The sequence below is a fragment of the Paenochrobactrum sp. BZR 201-1 genome (assembly GCF_044987585.2).
Taxonomy (GTDB): domain Bacteria; phylum Pseudomonadota; class Alphaproteobacteria; order Rhizobiales; family Rhizobiaceae; genus Paenochrobactrum; species Paenochrobactrum pullorum.
Map to the genome: position 1 here is coordinate 48,960 of NZ_JBJDRZ020000005.1, position 15,301 is coordinate 64,260.

Below are 15,301 nucleotides of genomic sequence, written 5' to 3' on the forward strand. Positions count from 1 at the left end.
GGCTTTTTTGCGTTAATTTTGCATCTTCGCGAGTGATTTCAGCTCCTGATCGCTGACCTTAAGCTGTTGCACAGCTTTTGAAATACAATCAGAAAGCGCCATAAAATCAGCCCGTCGCAGACTTTGTTTGCGCCATAACATGCCGATTTCGCGTGATGGCTGTTCGCCTTCGAAAGGGATAATTCGCATTTTCATGTGGCTTGCTTCGGCACGTACAGCAATTTCCGGAATGAGCGTCAACCCCATGCCGTGACTGACCATTTGCAGCAGCGTGGCCATGCTGGTGGCGCCATATTTCACCAATTGGCGTTGATGTGGTTTGGTGCAGAATTCCAGTGCTTGTTCGCGCAGACAATGACCTTCTTCCAGCAATAGCAACTGATCCAGTGCAACGCGATCCTGTGTCATTGGTCCATCGAGAATATCAGTGTCATTGGTGGCGGTTGCAATAAGAAAACGGTCGTTAAAAAGCGATGTATGCGCCAAGCGATCATCGTCGACGGGCAGTGCGGCGACAATGGCATCCAGCTCGCCATTGTTGAGATCTTCCAGCAAGCGTGCCGTCATTGCTTCGCGCAGTTCAAGGCGGAATTGCGGATATTGATTACGCAGTAACGGGATGAGCAGCGGCACAATATAGGGCGCGATGGTTGGAATGATACCAAGCCTCATGCGCGCACTAAGCAGGCCTTTGTTAATAGCAGTAACATCTTCCAGTGCCTGAATATCCATCAAAATGGACTGAATACGCGGACGCAGAATTTTGCCAAGCTCGGTGATGATCACACTGCGCTGGGTGCGCTCGAAAAGAGGCGCACCGGCGAGATCTTCCATTTCGGCAATTTGTGCCGACAAGGCTGGCTGCGAAACATGCACTGTTTCAGCGGCTTTGCGAAAATGAAGCGTAGTGGCGAGCGCTTCGAAATAGCGCATTTGTCTGACTGTAAACATGATAAGGTATTCCTATCAGTCTTTCATGAAAATGCAATTAGAGATTATGATAAGAATAGTTCTAAACTGCCTTTATCAAAGGGCGCGTCTGTGAGAGACTTGTATTTATAGACGTGAGCCTTGGCTCCATTCAGGAGCATTTAACATGTTTATACCAAAAGGGAGAGACCATTTATGACCGATCGCCCGATTATGACCACAACCGGTGGTGCACCTGTTCCGGACAATCAAAACTCGTTGACCGCCGGTGAGCGCGGCCCTGTTTTGATGCAGGATTATCAGCTGATTGAAAAGCTGGCGCATCAAAATCGTGAACGCATTCCTGAGCGTGCTGTGCATGCGAAAGGTTGGGGTGCACATGGCACTTTGACCATTACTGGTGACATTTCCAAATATACCAAGGCTTCCGCATTGCAGCCGGGAGCTGTTACCCCGATGTTGGCGCGTTTTTCGACCGTTGCCGGTGAGCAGGGTGCAGCGGATGCCGAGCGCGATGTACGCGGCTTTGCTTTGAAATTCTATACGCCTGAAGGCAATTGGGATTTGGTTGGCAATAATACGCCGGTGTTTTTTGTGCGTGACCCGATGAAGTTCCCGGATTTTATCCATACGCAGAAACGCCATCCGAAAACCAATCTGCGCTCGGCCACAGCGATGTGGGATTTCTGGTCATTGTCACCGGAAAGTCTGCATCAGGTGACAATTTTGATGTCTGACCGCGGTTTGCCGACCGATGTGCGCCACATCAATGGTTATGGTTCGCACACTTATTCTTTCTGGAATGATCAAGGCGAGCGTTATTGGGTAAAATTCCACTTTAAAACCATGCAGGGTCACAAGCATTGGACCAATGATGAAGCTGAGCATGTTGTGGGTAAAACCCGTGAATCGACACAGGAAGACCTCTACGGTTCTATTGAAAAAGGCGAGTTTCCGCGCTGGAAAGTGCAGGTGCAGATCATGCCTGAAACGGATGCCGACAAGACGCCTTATAATCCGTTTGATCTGACCAAAGTCTGGCCGCATGCGGATTATCCGCCAATTGATATTGGTGTGATGGAATTGAACCGTAATCCGGAAAACTATTTTGCGGAAATTGAAAACGCAGCCTTTTCTCCATCCAATATTGTGCCAGGGATCAGCTATTCGCCGGATAAAATGTTGCAGGCACGCTTATTCTCTTATGCGGATGCACATCGCCATCGTTTGGGCACCCATTATGAGCATATTCCGGTCAACCAGCCGAAATGCCCTGTGCATCACTATCACCGCGATGGTCAGATGAATACATTCGGTGGTATCGCAACCGGCAATCCTGATGCTTATTATGAGCCGAATTCTTTCAATGGCCCGGTCGAGCAGCCTTCTGCCAAAGAGCCGCCACTGAGAATCAACGGTGATGCCGAGCGTTACAATCACCGTATCGGCAACGATGATTATTCACAGCCACGCGCTTTGTTTAATCTTTTTAATGATGGCGAAAAAGCACGTCTTTTCTCGAATATTGCTGCAGCAATGGGTGGCGTGCCGGGCTTTATCATTGAGCGCCAGCTTGGCCATTTCAAGCTGATCCATCCGGATTATGAAGCGGGTGTACGTAAGGCTCTCCACCAAGCCCACGGCTATGATGCCAATACGATTTCCAACGAGGAAAAAGCGGGTATCAACGCTTAAGGCGTGTGATAAATCGAACGGATTGAAAAGGAGGGGGCAACCCCTCTTTTTTAAAAAGAGCAATCAGATGATTAAAATGTCTTTACTGCATTGTTAATATTTTGATGTTGATCATATAGATTTGTTATGGCCATTTATATAAATAAATAGAATATTATGTTTTGAATTTTCAATTTATATAATTGATTGTCATCTTATCGAGGCAAATTACTATCTATAGTTCTTAATGATATATTTTTATTGATCTTTGAATTATCTTAATCAGGTAATCGCTTTTGATTCTATGACGGAAGGCGAATAAGATGATGTTGTTTTTATTTGTTTTTATGACGATGGCACTCGGTTTTAATTGGCTTGGCTATCGAAAATTATCGCTGGTTTTTTTAGTTTTTTGCCTAAGTTTCGCGATTAAAGAGTTTTTATGGGAAATTCACAGTTCTGATTATGGCTATAGCATGCCGTGGCTTCAGCTATGATTTGAAGTCAATTTGAAGGCGGATTGATATGAGTATTTTCAATACAGGTGATCAGAATGGCTCCGTTAGGCAGCACCAATGGACGGGATTTCATTTCTTATATTTACTCGGTATGATGTTTGTTGTTGCTGCGATTTTGACCGCAGCAATGATATTGCAATATGCTTATGGTGAATTGCCTTGTCCGCTTTGTTTGCTGCAACGTCTTGCCATGTTGGGTGTGTGCTTTGGTGTGATGCTGCAATTTCGCTACGGTCTGACGTTCCAACATGCTGGCGTCACTCTGTTTTTTGCGATATTCCTGATGATTGTTTCTGTACGCCAAACACTTCTCGATATTTATGTCCGTCCAGGGCATGAATATATTGGCAGTGCTGTTTTTGGTTTGCATATGCCGGTATGGTCAGTTTTAATTGGTTTGGCTCTTATTTTGGCGACATCATTACAAATGATGCTATGGGGCGGCATCAACTATCGCAGCAATGCAAAAATCAAAGCATTTCCGTTACTTAAGATCGCAGCAATCGTTCTGAGCTCTTATGTGCTTCTCATTGCTGTTGTGAACACGGTTTCAGTATTATTGCAATGCGGTGCAGGGCAGTGCCATACAATGGGCTATGCGTTGCTAAAATAATCCAAAAAGCGAAGTTGGGTCTGATCAATGGCTTAAGCCGCATCAATATACCATCCTTATTGTGTTTTATGTTGCCATTTGCAGCCGGGCATGATTATGCGGAGCTGGTAATACTGGTAATAAGGATGGCTAGGGAAAAATAATGCGGCTTGGCGGACGCCTACAGGCGGCGATAGAAGTACTGGAAGATATTGAGGCCAAAAAGCGCCCCGCTTCTGATGCTTTAAAAGATTGGGGCTCTTCGCATCGTTTTGCCGGCGCGGGGGATCGCGCAGTGATTGGCAATATCGTTTACGATGCTTTGCGCCGCAAGCTTTCGCTTGGCTGGCTGATGGGCAGCGACAGCGCATCATCGCTTGCCTATGGCGCATTGCTGCGTGATGGTGGCCTGACTTATGAAGATATCATGGTCGCTATCGCGAACGACAAATTCCGCCCGCCGGAATTGTCGGGCGAACAGCTTGAGCATTGGCAGAACAACGATATTACCAAAGCCGAAGAGTATATTCAGGCGGATGTGCCTTTATGGTGCGTTGATAAATTGCGCGGTACATTCGGTGATGATTGGGTGGCCCAATCTGCCGCTTTGGCTGATCGTCCGCCGGTAGATTTACGTGTTAATCGCCTTAAAGCCACCCGTGATCAGGTGTTGCAGGCATTGGATGGCACAGATGCGACTGCTGCACCTTTCCTTGATGATGCGGTCCGTATTCCACCCATTGAAGCGCTGGGTCGCCATCCCAATGTGCAAACCGGACAGGCATTTCAGGATGGCTGGTTTGAGGTGCAGGATTTAGGTTCGCAAATTGCGGCGAAACTCGCCAATGCAAAAGCTGGCGAGCAGGTGCTCGATTATTGCGCCGGAGCAGGGGGCAAAACCTTGTCACTGGCGGCTGCCATGGAAAATCGCGGCCAAATCCATGCTTTTGATGCGGAAGCTGCCCGTCTGTCACCGATTTATGATCGTTTGCAGCGTGCCGGTGTGCGCAACACGCAAGGCTATAATAAGCAGGCTGATCTGGAGCCTTTGAAAGGCCAGATGGATCTGGTTCTGACTGATGCACCATGCACGGGAGCAGGCACATGGCGCCGTCGCCCGGATGCAAAATGGCGCTTGACCGACCAGCAATTGGCCGCGCGCCAGCAAGATCAGCAGGAGGTGCTGAACAGCGCCAAACATTATCTGAAAGCGGGTGGTCGTTTCGTTTATGTCACCTGTTCGGTTTTCGACAGTGAAAACAATCTGCAAATTGAGAAGTTCTTGACTGAAAACAGCAATTTCTCTGAAGAGAAAATCGACCTTTCATGCATTTCCGGCGCAGATTTTGGCGATATACAGCCGGTTTTCATGTCCAAAGGCTGTGTTTTCGCACCAAAACAAACCATGACTGATGGTTTTTATGTAGCAATTCTAAAGAAGCGCGCCTGACAACAGATTATTTATCATCTGTCAGGCAGTATAGGAAAAGAATAACTAGCTTCTTTGAGAACGGACTGCATAAATACAAAACTGTCATATGAAATCAGGTATGTTTTGGGAGGACTTATGTCAGATGCGAGAATAGCCGAAGCTGATTTCCAGCTGCGTGTTGAGGAAAGCTTCGCAAGGCAGCCGGCCTTGAAGCTGATCGGCGCGGATTTAACGCGCTGCGAACCGGGTATTGTGGAAATCGAATTGCCGTTTCGCAATGATCTCACCCAGCAGCACGGCTATTTGCATGCCGGCATTATTTCGGCAGCGCTTGATTCTGCCTGTGGTTATGCAGCTTTCACGCTGATGCCGGCTGATGCAGCCGTACTGACCATCGAGTTCAAGGTCAATTTGCTGGCACCGGGGCAGGGCGACAGGTTTTTATTCCGTGGCGAAGTCACAAAGCCTGGTCGCACCATCATGGTGAGCGACGGACAGGCCTTTGCCGTGACCGACACGGAAGTGCGCTTGATTGCGACGATGACAGCGACCGTGATGGTCGTGCAGGATCGTAAAGGGTTGCAGGGTTAAAAAGTCACAGACACGGCTTTGGGGGTGGAGTAACGGGTTTTCCTGTATTTCTGCTTGCACTGTTGTTAAAAGCGACGAAAATGCCCATTGCAACAAGACAGTTTTTTCTTTAGATGCTTCACATGAGCACCAATCATCCCGACACCATCCTTATCATCGACTTCGGAAGTCAGGTCACGCAGCTGATAGCGCGTCGTGTCCGTGAGGCCGGAGTTTATTCTGAAATCGTGCCTTTCCAGCTGGCCGATGACGCATTCAAGCGGATCAATCCGCGTGCTGTCATCCTGTCCGGAAGCCCGCACTCAACCACTGATATCGGCAGCCCGCGTGCGCCGCAGGCAGTGTTTGAAGCCGGCATTCCGGTGCTTGGCATTTGCTATGGTGAACAGACCATGTGCGAACAGCTCGGCGGTAAAGTTGAAAGCGGCCATGACCGTGAATTTGGTCGTGCCTTCCTGGACGTTCAGGAAGACAGCGCGCTGTTCAACGGTCTGTGGGCAAAAGGCACCCGTCATCAGGTTTGGATGAGCCATGGTGACCGCGTAACTGCGTTGCCTGAAGGCTTCAAAATTATCGGAACCTCCACCAACGCGCCTTATGCTGCTATCGCTGATGAAAAGCGCAAATATTATGGCGTGCAATTCCATCCGGAAGTGGTGCACACACCGGACGGTGCGAAACTCCTGCAAAATTTCGTCCACAATATCGCTGGCATCAAGCCGGACTGGACAATGACCGCTTACCGCCAGCAGGCTGTGGAAGCCATCCGCAAGCAGGTGGGTTCGGGCAAAGTGATCTGCGCCCTTTCAGGTGGTGTGGATTCCTCCGTTGCAGCTCTTCTCATCCATGAAGCTGTTGGCGATCAGCTGACCTGCATTCTGGTTGATCACGGGTTGATGCGCAAAAATGAAGCGGCTGACGTTGTTGCAATGTTCAAAGAACATTACAATCTTCCGTTGATTTTGGTGAATGCACAGGATCGTTTCATTTCCGCACTGGAAGGTGAAACCGACCCTGAGAAGAAGCGTAAAACCATTGGTCGTCTCTTCATCGAAGTGTTTGAAGAAGAAGCTAAAAAACTAGGCGGCGCTGACTTCCTCGCTCAAGGTACGCTCTATCCGGATGTGATTGAAAGTGTTTCTTTCACCGGTGGTCCGTCGGTTACGATCAAATCGCACCACAATGTGGGTGGCTTGCCTGAGCGCATGAATATGCAGCTCGTCGAACCTTTGCGCGAATTGTTTAAAGACGAAGTGCGCGTGTTGGGTAAAGAGCTTGGTTTGCCGGATAGCTTCATTGGCCGTCACCCGTTCCCGGGTCCGGGTCTTGCTATTCGCTGCCCGGGTGGCATCACCCGCGAAAAGCTGGAAATCCTGCGTGAAGCCGATGCGGTTTACTTGGATGAAATCCGCAAAGCCGGTCTTTATGACACCATTTGGCAGGCTTTTGCCGTGCTGCTGCCGGTGCAAACCGTTGGCGTGATGGGCGATGGCCGTACCTATGAATTCGTATGTGCGTTGCGTGCAGTCACTTCCGTTGATGGTATGACTGCCGATTTTTACCACTACGACATGGACTTCTTGGCGAAAGCCGCCACTCGTATCATCAATGAAGTGCGCGGTATCAACCGCGTCGTCTATGACATCACTTCGAAGCCTCCGGGCACCATCGAGTGGGAATAAGTTAAAGAACAATGCGCCGATTGGCGCATTGTTTCTTTTTGGATCTATAATGAGCGCATAAACCTTAGCGAGCAAGTAAATGAACAGCAGCGAAAAGATTTATTCCGGCAAGACCAAAGACCTCTACGCACTAGAGAACGGCAACGTTCTTCTGGTGTTCAAGGATGATGTAACCGGCGCGGACGGTGTGATTGATCCGGGCGCAAATACCGTTATCGGTCAGGTTGAAGGCAAGGGACGCAAGTCTCTGGCTATGACGGATTATTTCTTTAAGCGTTTACATGCTGCTGATGTCGCCACCCATCTGGTCAATCTTGATCTTGAAAAAGGCACGATGGAAGTGCGCCGTGCCGAGCCTTTGGGCAAGGATATCAACGGCACCGGCGGTTTTGAATTTGTTTGCCGCACACGCCCTTGGGGCAGCTTCATTCGCCGTTATCAGCAATATATACGTGATACAGAACAGAAGTTTGATTATCTGGTTGAAATCACGGTTAAAGACGATGAACGCGGTGATCCGTTGATCAATGACGACACAATCGTGGCGCTTGGCCTTCTGAGTCTTGACCACTTGTCTAAGGCCAAAGACATTACCCGTAATGTATGCCGCATCGTTGAGGCTGACCTGCGTGGCCTCGGCCTGACCCTAATCGATATGAAAATCGAAATTGGTCTGATTGACGGTGAGGTTGTGGTGATTGATGAAATTTCTGCTGATGCGATGCGCGTTATGGACGAAAGCGGCAAGGTGCTTGAGCACGCCAAAGTCTATGAAAAGCTGATCGGCTGATTGATCATCCATAACGGATTGTGATGAAAACAACACCGCCGCGATTATTCATTCGTGGCGGTGTTTTTATTTCAAAGCCTTTTGAAATTGTGTGAGGCAGTTTTCATCAAAGGCTTTTTGGGTGTAAACACGAACAGCAGTGCATTGGCATGCGCGCCACTTTATTTCAGGGAGAAAATGAATGCGTATCGGTTTAATCGGCTATGGTAATATTTCGCGAACTTTGATGAAGTTGCTGAGCGATGAATTAGCCGCTCCTTTAACCTCCCTGACTGTTTTATGTTTGCCGGAATTTACTGAAATCACCCGCCAGCAATTGGCGGAAGAAGGCAAAAATGTTGCCAGCGAATTAACGGTTATTGATAATGGTGAAGTATTTTTAGCCGCTTCTTTTGATTTGGTTATTGAATGTGCCGGCCATGCAGCTGTTTCTGCCTATGTTCCGAATTTCTTAGGTCGAGGCACTGATACAATCATCGTCTCAATCGGTGCACTGGCAGATGATGAATTGGAAACACGTTTGCGCAAAGCGGCAGACATGGGTGGCGGTCAGATCATTCTGCCAGCTGGTGCCATTGGTGGCGTTGATATTCTGTCGGCACTGCGTCCAGCTGGTTTAACAAGTGTGACCTATCGCGGCCGTAAGCCACCAGTGGCGTGGTCTGGCACACCTGCTGAAGATATTCTGGATCTGCCGAATGTCAAAGAGGCGGTGGTTTTCTTTAAGGGCAATGCACGTGATGCGGCGCAGCAATATCCGAAAAATGCCAATGTCGCCGCAACGCTCGCGCTGGCAGGTTTAGGCTTTGAAGCTACTAAAGTGGAGCTGGTGGCTGATCCTTTAGCACCGGGCAATGTGCATGAATATCATGTGGAATCACCGGTCGCCAATTATCGTATCGAGATTGAAAACAAGCCGTCTGCGGGCAATGCAAAAACCTCTGTGACAACAGTTTACAGCGTCTTGCGTGCGGTGATGAACCGGATTCAGGCGGTGGTTATTTAAGCTCCAACACTGAACCTATTAAAAAAAGCGGCGTATTATTTGATGCGCCGCTTTTTTTGTTTTTAAAGAATACGGGTGGCATAAATTTCATTCGCTGGCAGTGGTAAAAGACGGTTGGCCATTTCGGCTTTCAGATCTTCCAGATGCGCGATTTCTTTCGGCGTTTTATCCGCTTTGGCTCCAAGGCGGACAAATTCTTCCCTGACATGGCCAGCCTTGATCACAGCTTCAACGGTTTTATCGCGATAGGTAAAGCGCCAGACATAGGGCCCCGGAAAATCGTCGATAACATTGCTGCCGCCCAAAGATTTGTCGATCGTCAGGCGGTTATCTGTGAGGGCGCGAGTGACCATTTCCATGCAATCGCGGCCACCGGGGCCGGAAAAAGCGGTGGTGATGTTAATTTCACGGCGTTCGATTGGCTTATCAAACAAAGCAAAAGCTGCCTGCATTGCTTTGAGTGCGTGGGTCACGCCACCTGGAAAACCGCCACCGTGATAGGTGTTGATATCATAAAATGAGAAAGTCAGCGTCATGCCGTTCTCGGCAACAGAAATGGTGTCATGCATGGGTTATGGCTTTCAGATTAGGGATGAAACGATCTAAAAAACGGGTGGTGGCAGGCATGAAATGCGAGCCATGGTGGAACATCGGATCAAGGGAGGAGATGATCATTCGTCCATTGGTTGATACATCATCTACATAAAGGACAGGGCGGTTGTCACCATCACGCACCAGAATGTCAGCACTTGTCGGCGGCTCGAACCAGCCATGCAAATGCCATGTCACATCTTGGGCCACCATATTTTGCATCAAAGGATGTTCAGGCGCGGTAATCCTCACACCAAGATCAGCTTGTTCGTCCAGCCACCACCACCAATTGGTCGGTGTCTCGTGAAAATTGATATGGTCAAGCCATAGGTCTGAACGGCTTTCACCTAAGGCAATGACCGTGCCGCCGTTTTCCAAATGTTTAGCAACAACAGGCTTTTGCGCGCTCATTCTTTGGGCCGGTGTGCGGCATGGAACCCAGAGAATGTCGGTTGGGGCGAGAACTGAACCAAGCTCTTCCGGTGTGGTGATCACATCAAAAGCGTCAGTGTAAGCCTCACCTTCAAGGCTGTGAATATGATAATAATTGCCGCTTGAAGGCACGACGATGCGTGGCGCATTTGCCTTGTCGCGCAACCTTGCACCCTGATAATTTTGTGCTTTGGCCAGTGGCAGATCAGCATGCGGCTGCTGAAAATGTGATGTGCTTTCCTCAAGACAAGCGCCGCCCAATACCCAATCCAAAATGCGTTCACTCAATAAAGGAGCGAGCCCCCATTCAAGCCCCATTGACGCCAGATCATTGCCGGAATGGGAAAAAAACTTGCCGCCTTTGGCACGGTGCCAAACCCAATCGACGGGTACAAATTTTGCGCCAAGTCCATTTATCGCTACCGCATTTTCCGGCAAAGGATTGCAGCCACGACCGTAAAAACCGGCAACATTTTTGTTGGTTTCGAGCTTTTTGAGGTCAATTTCTGCAAAAATCGGGTGAAAATTGAGCGAATTGAGATCAAAATCGGCACGTTTTGGTGCAAAAATTGGCTGATATTGATGCAAACCATCCAAAAATGGGCGCACAATATGGCCGTTAAAAAACCATCGGCCGCCTTTATCCATGAATGTTTCGAGGGCAGGTTTAAGCCGCAACAGAACATTCTGGTCGCATTGCTGGCCAGTGATCAACCCCTGATGTTGCGCCAATATCTGCGCATCAAAATCAGCCTGTTCAACAATGGTGACAAGGCCTTTATCTGCGGCTTGACGGATAATGGGTGAAACATCGCCAAAAGCGGATTTTAAATAAATGACACTCATGCTGCTTCTTTTCCGGCAAAAGCGGGGAGAATGGCTTTGCGCGCTTCTTCATTTGGGCCGCTGACATCAACCCAGCGCATCGGTACACCATAAAGTTCGGCCAGTTTTTCCGGCACAATCATATCGCCGACTTGGCCATGTTCTTCGCGGCCCTCAGGCAGCATCAGCAAAACATCGTCGGCGGCAGCCAGCGCATGGTTTGGATCATGGGTGGTGAAAATAATCGCATATTCACGCTTGCGGCGTAATGTATCGAGAAGTTTGAGGGTTTTATCCTGATTGCCCAGATCAAGCGCGGAAGTAGGTTCGTCAAAAACCAGCACAGGCGATCCGGTGGCAAGGGCGCGCGCGATCAGCACCAATTGGCGCTGGCCACCTGACATGCGGTCGTAGCGTAATTCCGCTAATGCGCAGGCCCCCACTTCTTCCATTGCCTGATAGGCAAATTCACGGTCTTGCTGACTTGGTTGCCCGAACAAACCTAAATGAGCAGCTCTGCCCATCGTGACAACTTCAAGGCCGGAGAGTTTTGCCTGCGATGCACCATGTTGGGGCACATAACCGGCAATTTTAGGCGCATGGCGCGCACCTTGATGCAAAGCTTGAAAGCCAAGCAGCGCACGCAGCAAAGTGGTTTTACCACGGCCATTGGGGCCAAGAATAGCGAGGGAACGCCCTACCGGTACGCTAAAATTGATATTTTGAAATAATGTCCGTTTGCCAAAAACAACGGATGCAGCTTCCAGGCCGATCATGTGCGGTTTGCCTCGCTGAAATGACGGCGCAGAAGGACTGCAAAAACCGGCGCACCAATGAGTGCCGTCAATACGCCAAGCGGAATTTCTGCCGCTGTTAATGTGCGCGCCAATGTGTCGATAAAGGTGAGATAGGCAGCACCTAGAATGGCGGATGCAGGGATCAATGCACGGTGATCGTCACCAACAATAATACGTGCTGCATGTGGCACAACAAGGCCGATCCAGCCGATAATGCCTGCAACCGCGACAGATGTACCCGTCATCAAGGAGATGGCGGCAAAAATAATCCAGCGCTCTTTGTCAGGATTAACACCAAGCGAACGTGCTTCGCTTTCTTCCAATGCCAGCAGGTTGAGGCGATAGCGCAGCATATAGATAATAAGCAGACCGATAGCCATGCCGGGAACAGCCAAGCCCAAGCGTGCCCATGTGGCGGTGGAGAAAGAGCCCATCAACCAATAGACAATGGCGGGAAGCGAAGTATTCGGATCGGCCAGAAACTGTACGATGGAAACAAGGGCGGCAAAAAGCGCACCGATAATGGTGCCGGACAAGATAACGGTGATAACTTCGGTACGGCCATTAATACGTGCCAATGCGCCAACAATGATGAGCGCAACAAGCCCTAATGAAAAAGCCATGCCGAGCAGTATGATGCCGGAAAGACCGAAGAAAATGGCTAATGCGCCGCCAAAAGCTGCACCTTGGCTGATGCCCAGAATTTGAGGGGATACAAGCGGGTTGCGAAACACGCCTTGTAAAGCTGCGCCACCCACAGCAAGGGCCGCACCGGAAATGGCTGCCAGCAGCACGCGAGGCAAACGCACCAGCAGCACGATGCGCTCATCCATCGTTTCGGGTGAGGCAGATGGATTAAAAAGACTATGGGTTAAAATTTCTAAAATACGTTGGGGACTGACGGAAAAACGACCGGCACACATCGAAAAAAGCATGACTGCAACAAGACCGGCAATCATCAGCCCGAAGCTGCCAACCCGATACGCCGTCTGATGACGGCGTATCGTATTTGTCATGGCTTCTGTCGAAACAGAGCTCATATTATTTGCTCGCAAATTGGGCGTAATTGGTGGTGGCGCCCTGCATGTCCATCCACAAAATGCCGTCAATATCGGCATCAGTCAGGTCATAATTATAAAGGGTTTTATAAGCTTTCTTCATTTCATCGCGAAGATCATATTGGAAGAGATCAGGATGAAGAAGATTGGCCAGCCACATCCATGTCAGCGGGCTTTCCTGACTTGGCGGATCCCAGCGATAACCACCAAGCGGCAGTTTATAAACTTTTTTATCCTGTGCGGCTTTGGTCAGCGACAGGATCGGATCATTCATGACACGGTCAAGGCCAAGCTTGGCTTCAAAGCTGTTGAGCAGGATAACGTCAGGGTTCCATTCGGCGATCTGTTCAGGGCTGATGGTGGTGCCATTACCTTTGACATCGGCAGACGCATTAATGCCGCCGGTCAAATCAATATACCATGCGTTATAATTGCCTTCATTGCCGGATGCTGTGAGGTTTTCCATCGAGCGACCAAGATAAAGCACTTTAGGACGTTTATCGGTGGCAATATCTTTGGTTTTTGCTGCCATTTCGTTGGCAACTTCATCACGCCAGCCATTGATCAGCGCGGCGCGTTCCGGCTTGCCGATAGCGGTTGCGACCATGTTTTGGTAGTAGCGCGCTTTTTCTTCGGTGCCATAAGAAATAAGCGCCACATTCAAGCCCGCATTGGTCAGCGGATCAACCAGATCCGCGCCATAATCTGCCCACTGGATCACCAGATCAGGATTGGTGGCGGCAAGCTCTTCAATATTGGGAATGAAGTTTGGTGCGGTAATATCGGACGGAATCTCTTTGGCTTCAGGGAATATCTTGCCCAAGATACCTTCCATAATCGCTGATTTTGCCGTCGGGTTCATACCCACCAGTTTGGAAGTGCCGCCATCAATCGAAATGATGGTGGAGGCCATCGGGATGGGAATGGAGGCGATACGTTCGGCTGGTTTGGATAAGGTGACGGTGCGCCCGCCCTGATCTTTTAAAACAATGGGTTCTGCTGCTGCGCTTGATGCAGTGAGCGAAATAAGGGCAACAGAGACGGTGGCGGCAAGCATCTTGGCGTTCTTCAACACGATACGACCTCAAAGGTTGCTGGTCAGGTGTCAAACAAAATTTGGGAGGATTTTGCCTGAGAAACGCAGCGGGAAACATATCCGGGTGGTTTTGTTGAATGACAAACAAAACCACGCTTACAACTTTGAGCTAATACAAAATGATGAGTATCTGTGTCAAGTTTAATGTGGAGTGCTTAAATCAGGTTTTAGCTAGCGGTTTTGTTGTTCTTTAAGGAGCAACGCACGTTTACGTTCAACGCCCCAACGATAGCCTGAAAGGCCACCATCATTGCGTATAACGCGGTGACAGGGGATGATGACGGCTATTTTATTGGCGCCACAAGCACCGGCCACAGCGCGGCTGGCAGAGGGCTGACCGATACGGTTGGCCAGATCGGAATAGCTGGTGGTTTTACCGCTTGGAATGTTGCGTAAAGCTTGCCAGACTTTTTGTTGAAAAACTGTGCCTTGAATATCAAGCGGCAATTCAAATTTTTGTGCCGGATTTTCAATATGGGCGATCACGGCAGCAATATGCATATTAAAACCGGCATCGCCGCCGCTGAGCCTTGCCTGCGGAAAACGATCTTGCAGATTTTGCACCAATTCTTCCGGATCGTCGCCAAGTGTAACCGCGCAAATGCCTTTTGATGTTGCGGCAATGAGTACGGAGCCTAATGAGCATTCAGCAACTGCAAATTGGATGTCCATGTTCTTACCACCTTTTTTAAAAGCTGTCGGGCTCATGCCAAGCATGTCGTCAGCATGGTGGTAAAATTGGCTTGATGATTGAAAACCGGCATCATAAATGGCTTGAGTGACGTTGTTATTCTCATTCGATAACGCCTCACGTATGCGGTCGGCACGATAGTTCTGCGCATAGCGTTTTGGCGTCAGGCCGGTCAGGGTTTTAAACTGCCGCTGGAAATAAAACGGGCTTAATCCAACCGATTTTGCCAGTTCAGCCAGTGGGATATTCTCTTCTGATTGTTCAACCAGTCGGCAGGCTTTTTCAATTGCAATCGTTAATTTGTCGGCAGCCTCTGCCTGAGCGGGTTTGCAGCGCTTACAGGCACGAAAGCCCGCAGCTTCTGCTTGCGCGGGTGTATCATAGAAGCTGATATTTTCGGGATGAGGACGGCGCGCAGGGCAACAGGGCAAACAGTAAATGCCGGTTGTTTCAACTGCAAAAACGAAATCTTTTGCGGTCTTGTCTCTGTTCATGATCTTGAGCCAGCGCGGATCATCTTCAATTGTTATAGGGGCAACGGGTAATTTTTTATCGGTTCTGGTCATGAAACTTGCCTCATATTGTCTATACCTTCA

At 49.2% G+C, this 15,301-nt stretch carries 14 protein-coding genes; 7 read left to right on the forward strand and 7 right to left on the reverse strand.

The features are described from left to right. Positions 1–12: 12 nt before the first annotated feature. Positions 13–951 (reverse strand): hydrogen peroxide-inducible genes activator, encoded by a 939-nt coding sequence (locus ACI0FR_RS02960; RefSeq protein ID WP_404906624.1) that lies wholly within the window; start codon positions 949–951, stop codon positions 13–15. Between the two features lie 174 nt (positions 952–1,125). Between ACI0FR_RS02960 and katA the strand changes: the two genes are divergently transcribed. The 7 genes from katA to ACI0FR_RS02995 all read left to right on the forward strand — a co-directional run bounded on the left by katA (position 1,126) and on the right by ACI0FR_RS02995 (position 9,215). Beyond that, entirely contained in the window at positions 1,126–2,625 is a 1,500-nt protein-coding gene (gene katA, locus ACI0FR_RS02965; RefSeq protein WP_374829221.1) for a catalase KatA, read from the forward strand. A 504-nt stretch (positions 2,626–3,129) separates the two neighbouring features. Continuing rightward, a complete protein-coding gene (locus ACI0FR_RS02970) occupies positions 3,130–3,735 on the forward strand; it encodes a disulfide bond formation protein B (RefSeq protein ID WP_404906622.1) in 606 nt (201 codons plus the stop codon). 142 nt (positions 3,736–3,877) lie between these two features. Continuing rightward, entirely contained in the window at positions 3,878–5,164 is a 1,287-nt protein-coding gene (locus ACI0FR_RS02975; RefSeq protein ID WP_404906621.1) for an RsmB/NOP family class I SAM-dependent RNA methyltransferase, read from the forward strand. A 117-nt stretch (positions 5,165–5,281) separates the two neighbouring features. Continuing rightward, complete coding sequence (locus tag ACI0FR_RS02980; RefSeq protein WP_184221145.1) at positions 5,282–5,737, forward strand: PaaI family thioesterase; 456 nt, start codon at positions 5,282–5,284, stop codon at positions 5,735–5,737. A 122-nt stretch (positions 5,738–5,859) separates the two neighbouring features. Then, positions 5,860–7,419, forward strand: a complete 1,560-nt coding sequence (gene guaA / locus ACI0FR_RS02985; protein WP_374829227.1) for a glutamine-hydrolyzing GMP synthase — start codon at positions 5,860–5,862, stop codon at positions 7,417–7,419. 79 nt (positions 7,420–7,498) lie between these two features. Next, positions 7,499–8,209, forward strand: a complete 711-nt coding sequence (locus ACI0FR_RS02990; protein ID WP_404906620.1) for a phosphoribosylaminoimidazolesuccinocarboxamide synthase — start codon at positions 7,499–7,501, stop codon at positions 8,207–8,209. Between the two features lie 181 nt (positions 8,210–8,390). After that, positions 8,391–9,215: an aspartate dehydrogenase gene (locus ACI0FR_RS02995; protein WP_374829231.1), complete on the forward strand. Its 825-nt coding sequence runs from the start codon at positions 8,391–8,393 to the stop codon at positions 9,213–9,215. Positions 9,216–9,277: 62 nt separating this feature from the next. On the opposite strand, the gene ACI0FR_RS03000 is transcribed toward ACI0FR_RS02995, so the two are convergent. From ACI0FR_RS03000 to ada, 6 genes are all read right to left on the reverse strand, one after another. Next, positions 9,278–9,784: a hypothetical protein gene (locus ACI0FR_RS03000; RefSeq protein ID WP_404906619.1), complete on the reverse strand. Its 507-nt coding sequence runs from the start codon at positions 9,782–9,784 to the stop codon at positions 9,278–9,280. Continuing rightward, complete coding sequence (locus ACI0FR_RS03005; protein WP_404906618.1) at positions 9,777–11,084, reverse strand: hypothetical protein; 1,308 nt, start codon at positions 11,082–11,084, stop codon at positions 9,777–9,779. The genes ACI0FR_RS03000 and ACI0FR_RS03005 overlap by 8 nt, the downstream gene beginning before the upstream one ends. Further along, positions 11,081–11,839 (reverse strand): ABC transporter ATP-binding protein, encoded by a 759-nt coding sequence (locus ACI0FR_RS03010; protein ID WP_404906616.1) that lies wholly within the window; start codon positions 11,837–11,839, stop codon positions 11,081–11,083. The genes ACI0FR_RS03005 and ACI0FR_RS03010 overlap by 4 nt, the downstream gene beginning before the upstream one ends. Continuing rightward, complete coding sequence (locus ACI0FR_RS03015) at positions 11,836–12,900, reverse strand: FecCD family ABC transporter permease (protein ID WP_404906615.1); 1,065 nt, start codon at positions 12,898–12,900, stop codon at positions 11,836–11,838. Before ACI0FR_RS03015 ends, ACI0FR_RS03010 begins: the two co-directional genes overlap by 4 nt. A 1-nt stretch (position 12,901) precedes the next feature. Next, complete coding sequence (locus ACI0FR_RS03020; RefSeq protein ID WP_404906679.1) at positions 12,902–13,975, reverse strand: ABC transporter substrate-binding protein; 1,074 nt, start codon at positions 13,973–13,975, stop codon at positions 12,902–12,904. A 210-nt stretch (positions 13,976–14,185) separates the two neighbouring features. Then, positions 14,186–15,271, reverse strand: a complete 1,086-nt coding sequence (gene ada / locus ACI0FR_RS03025) for a bifunctional DNA-binding transcriptional regulator/O6-methylguanine-DNA methyltransferase Ada (RefSeq protein WP_404906614.1) — start codon at positions 15,269–15,271, stop codon at positions 14,186–14,188. Positions 15,272–15,301 lie beyond the last annotated feature (30 nt).